At 57.3% G+C, this 7,805-nt stretch carries 5 protein-coding genes; 3 read left to right on the top strand and 2 right to left on the bottom strand.

What is annotated here, in order from left to right; translation table 11 throughout:
* Both CVM73_RS38430 and CVM73_RS39915 read right to left on the bottom strand, forming a co-directional pair.
* On the bottom strand, nt 1-205 hold a 205-nt coding region (locus tag CVM73_RS38430), incomplete at its 3' end, for a transposase (protein ID WP_146006744.1).
* Nucleotides 206-482: 277 nt separating this feature from the next.
* On the bottom strand, nt 483-653 hold the full coding sequence (locus CVM73_RS39915; protein ID WP_158237660.1) for a hypothetical protein: 171 nt from the start codon (nt 651-653) through the stop codon (nt 483-485).
* Nucleotides 654-2,096: 1,443 nt separating this feature from the next.
* Between CVM73_RS39915 and CVM73_RS38420 the strand changes: the two genes are divergently transcribed.
* The 3 genes from CVM73_RS38420 to CVM73_RS38410 all read left to right on the top strand — a co-directional run bounded on the left by CVM73_RS38420 (nt 2,097) and on the right by CVM73_RS38410 (nt 7,291).
* A complete protein-coding gene (locus CVM73_RS38420) occupies nt 2,097-4,565 on the top strand; it encodes a CaiB/BaiF CoA transferase family protein (RefSeq protein WP_100236903.1) in 2,469 nt (822 codons plus the stop codon).
* Nucleotides 4,566-5,077: 512 nt separating this feature from the next.
* On the top strand, nt 5,078-6,358 hold the full coding sequence (gene ectB, locus CVM73_RS38415) for a diaminobutyrate--2-oxoglutarate transaminase (protein WP_430641334.1): 1,281 nt from the start codon (nt 5,078-5,080) through the stop codon (nt 6,356-6,358).
* A gap of 42 nt (nt 6,359-6,400) precedes the next feature.
* Nucleotides 6,401-7,291, top strand: coding sequence for a crotonase/enoyl-CoA hydratase family protein (locus tag CVM73_RS38410; RefSeq protein WP_100236900.1), 891 nt, complete (start codon nt 6,401-6,403; stop codon nt 7,289-7,291).
* Nucleotides 7,292-7,805: the final 514 nt, after the last annotated feature.

Genomic DNA, 7,805 nt, shown 5'->3' with positions numbered 1-7,805 from the left:
CGTAGTTACCCGTGGCAAGGCGCTCCGCCATCGGCTGAACGCTCTTGCGATCGCCAGGACCGATCAGTCCCGCAACATACAGAGGACACATCCGCTGCCGAGTCTTATGACCCAGCCGGTCCAAGAATGGCATCAGCCAGCGTTCAAGTTCGTCTTCCCATCCCGCCATGGTCAGCCCTCCAAGAGCCGACCACCCATGAATCATTGAATCCGTGATCGCGAGTTGGAAAGCTGGCCCGAGAAACGCCACTGATTGGGTTCTCGCGGCATGGCAACGGCCAGCGGCCTGTCGGTGTCGACGGTGCAACGTATCTGGCGGGCCTTCGGGCTCCAGCCGCACCGGCTGGAGACATTCAAGCGCTCGACTAATCCTTCGTGGCCAAGCTGCGCGACACACGCCATCGTTCTGTGTGTAGAGGAAAGCCCAATCCAGGCCCTGGAGCGCAGTCAGCCGATGCTGCCGATGCGTCCCGGCAACGGGCTCAAAGGAGCCACAAATAAAAAAAAGGCACGGCACCACATCGCTGTTCGCCCGCCTCGACATTGCGACCGGACGGGTTATCGACAAGTGGTACGGACGGCACCGCGCCGCCGAGTTCCGCAAGTTCTTGGACGAGATCGAGGCCGCTGTGCCGCGCCAACTCGACGTCCATTTCGTCATGGATAACTAGCCACCCACAAGACCCCGCTGATCCGGAAATGGTTGGCTAAGCGGCCGCGCTGGCATGTGCACCTGACCCCGACCAGTTCGTCATGGCTCAGTCAGGTGGAGCGCTTCTTATCGGATAAGAAGATAAGGCGCGCGTCTATCGCAGTGTAGCCGCCCTCAGGGCGGACATCGCCTCATTCATCGAACGACATAACGCTGATCCTAAGCCATTCCGGTGGACCAAGTAAGCCGATGGTTGCTTCCATCGAACGCTTCTACCATTACAATGCCCCGTTACAACACGAGGCGATGTTGCGAACTTCTGGTTCGGGACACCAGTTCAGGAATCGATCGATCATGCATCATACTGTTTCACAGGCGAACTCGACTCGTCGCTGGTCGTAGCGCCCGGCGGACTGCATCGCTAAAAGGTTACCTTGATCGTCTCCGTTTTCTCCAACGCTGTAATTTATCCTATTTTCGGATAATTTTGTTCCCACCGAATTCGTGTGAGAATTCGGTAAAGAACGCGGCATTTTAGTGCGTCGAAGGCGGCCTTGCAGTGTCCTTGAATGTGCGAGGAAAAAGAATGCTTTTGGTGTGCGCTGGGGAACCCAGGACGAACATTAGTTTCGCCCGCCGGAGACAACCGGCATAAAAGGCGGCCGTCTGCAGCATCAGCCGAACGTGAGCAGCGGAGCGAAACGCGGGTCGATCGGACGGAATGGAGCTATGTGGGAAAGGGGTGACGACGGGTCAGAGAGGCGTCGTATCGAGCTTGGCTGGTGATGAGAACATGTTCGCTACGATGCGGCACCGAACGGTTCGGACCAAAGGGTCACTCTTGCCGCGGCCCCGAGCTCATGGTGTTCAAGCTCATCGATGCTGTGTCCAGGCCTGCCGTAGATTAAAGAATAGATCAGTCTGCCAATGTCATCGCCGGTGCCAGGTTTGCTGACGGGGTCGAGGTCATTCCGACCCAGCAAAACGAGGCCACCGGATCGGTTCTGTCAGCAGAGTCAGGCCTCGATCGAAGTGTCGCGGTTTCAATTCGCCCTGCATCCTCAACTCTATCGGATTTGGTAGCTGTCCGAGCGAAGTAGCCAATGCTGTAGTGCCCTTTGCCAGTGACAGTAAGTTTCCCGCAAGATTGTGAAGAACATTGAATTGATCGGAATGGGTACCTGCGGTGTTCTTTCGCTATGGAGGAGGCCGAAGAGCGAGAAAGGTGTCTGCCGGAGGAAAGCTGGCGCAGCAACCAAGGACATATCGATAACCTTGTACTCAAGACGGGCAACCTCGTCGATCACACACCCAAGTGTAATGCTCGATCCAGGATGGATACCAGTACGTCAAGTGCACATCACACGCAAACAAACAACGCTGCGCCCTCTATACAACCAATCATGGTCGGCGCGCCGGCATGGCTGGAAGAATGGACTCCTCAATGGAAGCCTTATCGTATCTGCGCGTCATCGAGATCGGTAGCTCGGCTGCGGCCAGCTATTGTGCGCGGTTGTTTGCCGATTTCGGCGCCGCCGTGCAGAAGCTTGAACCGCCGACCGGAGATCCGATTCGGCGCACTGCGCCACTCACGCCCCGCGGTCAGAGTGCGTGGTTCGCATTCCTGAACTTCAATAAATCAAGTACTATCATTGATCCATCGGGGCCGAACTCGATTCCGCAGCTCGAGTCGATGATTGAGAAGTGCGACATTCTGATCGATGGTCGCGACGTTGATCCGGCTGATTGCCCATCGATCGATATTGGCGCTATCCGCCAGCGGCGACCAGGGTTGATCCATGTTGAGGCGAGTTGGTTCGGCGCCGAGGGACCTTATGCGGGATTTGCCGCGACCGATTCTACCGTGCGAGCATTGGCCGGCCTAGTCAAGTTGGCCGGGCCTGCCGAAGGCCCGCCGTTGCACGCTCCAGATTTCCAGGCGGGTATTGGTGCGGGGCTGTGGGAGTTTATCGCCGCGGCCAGCTCGGCGGCGAGGCAAACGCATGGCGACTGCGGGGCATCGTGGTCGGTCAGCATCTTTGAATCGAATATCGCTTTGACTGAATATCTGATGTTCGAGGCGTTTGCGCGCGGCGATGTCATGCGCCGGCTTGGAATGAATCGCTTTTGGCCTAATTTTCCGACCGGCATATACCCGACAAAATGCGGCTGGATCGGCGTCACGACCGCCAAGCCGGAGCAATGGCGGGCATTCTGCGACATGCTCGGTTTGCCCGAATTGCGTGATGATCCGGCGCTGGCCTTCAACGAAGGTCGCCTGCAGAATGCGGACCTAGTCGAACGACAGTTCATGCCGAAGCTGAAAACACGGACTGCACTCGAATGGTTTGCGGAAGGGTTGACACGCAAGATCCCGATCGTACCGGTGCCGGAAATATCCGATCTCCTCGAAGACCCGGAGCGATTGGCTCGCGGCGCAATCGTGCCTGTCCGGATGGGTGAAGAAGGAGGACTGACCGTCGGCTCAGTGCTGCGACTGACATCGACCCCGCCACGGCAGGGCGGAAAAGTGCCGGCCGCGGGCGAGCAGCAGGTGTTCGCAGGCGGCCGAACAGATGCGTCTGACAAATCTGATGCGGCTCTGCGCCTACGTGCTGATCGGGGACCTTTGCACGGCATTCGAGTCGTCGACTTCACAATGGGTTGGGCCGGCCCTCTTTGTACGCGCACACTGGCCGACCTGGGAGCAGATGTGATCAAGATCGAGGCCATCCAATATCCGGATTGGTGGCGCGGAGTTGACCGGCGTCCTGACTACGTGACTGATAAAATGTACGAAAAGGCGCTCTGCTTCTGCATGGTCAACCGAAACAAGCGAGGAATTACACTCGACTTGAAGCGCCCGCAGGGGCTCGCTCTTGCAAAACGTTTGTTGGCAGGAGCCGACATTGCAGTTGACAATTTTTCAGTCGAGGTCCTCTCAAGACTCGGGCTTGGTTACAACGTGCTGAGGACTCTCAACCCTCGACTGGTCATGATGTCGATGTCGGCATTTGGGACGAACAGCGCCCATCGCGAGTGCCGAGCCTACGGCTCAACTCTCGAGCAGGGTTCAGGGCTTCCCGGTGTGATCCGCACGGCCGATGGACTACCCGTTATGACTCACATCGCTCTTGGCGACCCCGTCGGAGGGTTGAACGGTTGCGCAGCGGTGCTGGCTGCACTGATTCATGCTCGCAGGACTGGGCAGGGCCAGTTCATTGATCTAGCCCAAGTCGAATGTCTGATGCCGTTCGCAGCACCATGGATCACTGTTCAGTCGATCAGCGGCTTGCGGTGCGCCGAGGCCGCGCCGCTCCTCCACTGTGAAGCTGCACCACCGCCCAAATATGTCAATCGACATCCACAATTCGTGCCGCATGGCTGTTTTCGGTGTGCGGGCGAAGACAAATGGATCATAGTAGCAGTTAGCGACGATGACATGTGGGAGAGGCTTGCCACGCTCGTTGGTCGGACAGACTGGGCGATGGACCCATCGCTGAGAACTGCCGCGGCTCGTCGAGCCATTGAGGATGAAATTGAAAGAGCCATCGAAGCTTGGACCGTCAATCGCGATGAGGATGACGCCATGGCCGAATTGCAAGCCGCAAGAGTTGCATCCGGTGTAGCCCGCTTGCCGATTGACTTGCTAAAAGATCCGCATCTCCGCTCGCGTGGCTTTCTGCAGGAACTCGAACGCCCCTTCATCGGCGTCCATCCACAGCCGTCGATGCCCATTCGTGATAAGGCAAAGCCTTATCGGGTCCGCACGGCGGCGCCAACCCTCGGACAACACAATAGAGAAATCCTGTCAGAGCTTCTTGGACTCTCTGACGACGAGATCACGCAATTGGCGAAAGATCGGATTATTGGCACGACCATGTTGTCCGAGGCAGAGTTCGCAACCGAATAGAAGGTGTACCAAAACTAACCGGTCGTACCATGTCCAGTGACAGGGGCATTTTGGTCCGCTTTGCTTCAGGATGACGCAAGCTTGAGCGACTTCAGATCTCTACCCGCTGAGAGCAGAGACATCTACGGACTTGTCACGGAGTCACTTGGAGCGGGTTACCAACGTGTCGCTCCAGGATAATGGGCAAGTATGCACGGGAAGCGTCCTTATATCGCGCGAGCGACCAGCCTCCCACTTCTATCCGGCCGCGGCTAAACATGAAGCGAGCGCGCGTATTGTGGTCATCGCTAAATGATGATCAAGCCCAGTGCTCTGACCTTCCGAATAGAGAACGCGCCATGAGCATGATTCTGGAGCCGAGACTACTATCAGTTTTGCCAGCTTCGTTGCTCCTGGATCTCAGGTAATGGAGTTGTCGGGATGGGGGCGGAGAACCTTGGTCTCCTGACCAAGGACGATTCACTAGTTTGGCTGATCACTTGCCTTGGCAGAGGTGCTATATGGCTAGAGCGATGAACGCATCCCGTAAGATGCAAGCGTTGGATGAGCTGGAGTCAAATGTCCGCTCTTACTCTCGCTCATTTCCCGCCGTCTTTAGCCGAGCGCGTGGCTCAATTATGTTGACGGAGGATGGTCGAAAGGTCGTGGACTTCCTCTCCGGGGCTGGAACGCTGAACTACGGCCATAACAATCACAGGATTAAAGGTGCCATCGCTGATTATCTGGCATCGGACGCCGTCGTCCATGGCCTTGACATGGCAACTCCCGCAAAGATCGACTTCATGGAGCTTTTCAATGCCGTCATACTTGCCAGGCGAAATTTGAAGTACTGCTTCCAGTTTACGGGGCCAACCGGCGCTAATGCGATCGAGGCCGCGATCAAGCTCGCCCGCAAAGTCACAGGACGCCAGAATATCATCGCATTTACCAATGGGTATCATGGCATGAGCCTCGGGGCCATGGCCGCGAGCGGCAATCGCGCTTACCGGACGGCCAGCGGCGTTGCGCTATCCGGTGCAACTTTCATGCCGTACGACGGCTATCTTGGTCCTGACGTCGATACAGCGGACTACCTGCAAAAAGTGCTGGCCGACGAGAGCAGCGGCATCGATTGCCCAGCTGCCATCCTCGTCGAAACGGTCCAAGGCGAAGGAGGTATCAACGTCGCCGGCAGAGAATGGTTACAGGCAGTTCAAGCCGTAGCGAAGAGTGCCGGCGCTCTGTTCATAGTTGACGACGTCCAGATGGGTTGTGGTCGGACGGGCAATTTCTTTAGCTTCGAGTTCGCTGATCTGTCGCCAGATCTCGTTGTCTTGTCGAAGTCACTAAGCGGCTACGGCTTGCCACTGTCGATGGTGCTGATCAAAAAGGAGTTCGACGCATGGCAGCCGGGAGAACACACTGGTACGTTTCGCGGGAATAACCTTGCGCTAGTAGCGGCGATGGCAGCGATAGATCTCTATTGGCGGGACGAGACCTTCGGGCAAGAGGTGCTGCGGTTAGGAGAGTTTATGCGGCACCGGCTCGAGACTATCGCAGTCAAGTACGGAAATAGCTTTGCGGTCCGGGGCCGCGGCATGGCGTTCGGATTTGATTGCCAAATGCCCGAGATTGCAGCCGCGACAGCACGCGGGGCCTTCGAGAGAGGACTGATGGTCGAACGATGCGGACCGGTCGATCAGGTCGTGAAATTCTTGCCTGCACTTACGATCGATTGTGAAACGCTCGATCACGGCCTTGAAATATTCGAGCAGGCGTTGAATCAGGCGCTGAAACGGACCAGGTCTTCGTGACCAGACGCATAAAGAGCGCATGTCAAGCGGTGAAGGAATGCCATGGTCTACGAGACGATCAAGTATGAGATTGACGAGAAAATCCTCACGATTACGCTGAATCGACCGGATAAGCTGAACGCCTGTACCGCTCTCATGGAGCGAGAGATCGTCGATGCGTTCGATTGCGCCGATAAGGATAATGACGTCCTCGCAGTCATTGTTACCGGCGCCGGGCGTGCCTTTTGCGCTGGCGCCGACCTCTCCTTGGGCGGCGATACATTTGATCGGGACGTGCGGCGCGGGCCGGTGAAGCGGCTGCCCGATGGGAAGGTGGACTACAGCGATCCCATGGTCAGCGACGCTGGGGGCAAGATTGCAATCCGGATATTTAGGTCACTCAAGCCTGTAATCGCTGCTGTTAATGGACCAGCCGTCGGCATGGGTGCGACGATGCAACTTCCGATGGATATTCGGATCGCCACTGATGCCGCGCGCTTTGGCTTCGTGTTCTCGCAGCGTGGGCTCGTTCCGGAGGGCGCCTCAAGCTGGTTCTTACCCCGCGTGGTCGGCATTTCCCAGGCGCTCGAATGGTCCTTGAGCGGTCGGATATTTTCTGCAGAGGAGGCTCTCGCCGGTCGGCTGATTAACAGGATCGTGCGGCAGGACGAACTGTTGCCAGCAGCGCGTGCGTTAGCCGTTCAGATCGCGGAGAAGACGGCACCTGTGTCGGTTACACTAATCCGGCAGATGATGTGGCGCATGCTAGGCGCCGACGATCCCATGGAAGCCCACAAACTTGAAAGCCGCGGCATGTATGCGCGCGGTCGTTCCGCTGATGCCAAGGAGGGAGTGGTGGCTTTCCTGGAAAAGCGGCCTGCCGTATTCAAAGACAGGGTCCCGGCCGATCTGCCGGACTATTTTCCGTGGTGGACGGAGCGGGAGTATAAGTAAGCTTTGCTAGCAAGCGCAAACCGTATGCTGCTTACCGATTGTGCCTTTAGAAAGGGGGCAGTTGGAGCCCTACCTTTCCAATCCGCCTAGGCACTCGGAGCGCCGCCGCTGTGGTTGTAAGCCAGAACCGGCGGGCGCCTCTCGAGCGGCCAGGTTCCGGTGTGACAAGAAGCTACAGGCCAGGCTTTTTGTAAAGAGACGGGTGCGATCGCTTATTGCAATAGGCTGGGTCGCGTGTGGATCGGCTGTCGGTTATTCTGCCCGGCTGAGCACGCCGCTGCTCTGTCGCGGAGTATGAATCGTGTCGTATTGCGTTTGCATGATTGTGAGGCATACCTCGCGCTAGGTTTGCCCGATCGCCTGAAAAAAGAAAATCGCATGCTTGTCGTGCGCATACGACGAAGGCCGCCTGATTGACGCATGCGCGCGGGCGTGGGAGCTGTATGACAGCGTTGGGTGAAGGTCAGGCGGCTTGCTGATCGTCGGGCTTGCCGGCTTGGGGCAGAGGCTTCCA

Source organism: Bradyrhizobium forestalis (assembly GCF_002795245.1).
GTDB lineage: Bacteria > Pseudomonadota > Alphaproteobacteria > Rhizobiales > Xanthobacteraceae > Bradyrhizobium > Bradyrhizobium forestalis.
Note: the sequence above shows the minus strand (reverse complement) of the source record. Positions and strands in the feature narration are given on the sequence as shown.

Bases quoted from the DNA above. Each gene is read 5' to 3' on its own strand.
- CVM73_RS39915 (WP_158237660.1), bottom strand. From the start codon at position 653: ATGGACGTCGAGTTGGCGCGGCACAGCGGCCTCGATCTCGTCCAAGAA.
- CVM73_RS38420 (WP_100236903.1), top strand. From the start codon at position 2,097: ATGGAAGCCTTATCGTATCTGCGCGTCATCGAGATCGGTAGCTCGGCT.
- ectB (WP_430641334.1), top strand. From the start codon at position 5,078: ATGAACGCATCCCGTAAGATGCAAGCGTTGGATGAGCTGGAGTCAAAT.
- CVM73_RS38410 (WP_100236900.1), top strand. From the start codon at position 6,401: ATGGTCTACGAGACGATCAAGTATGAGATTGACGAGAAAATCCTCACG.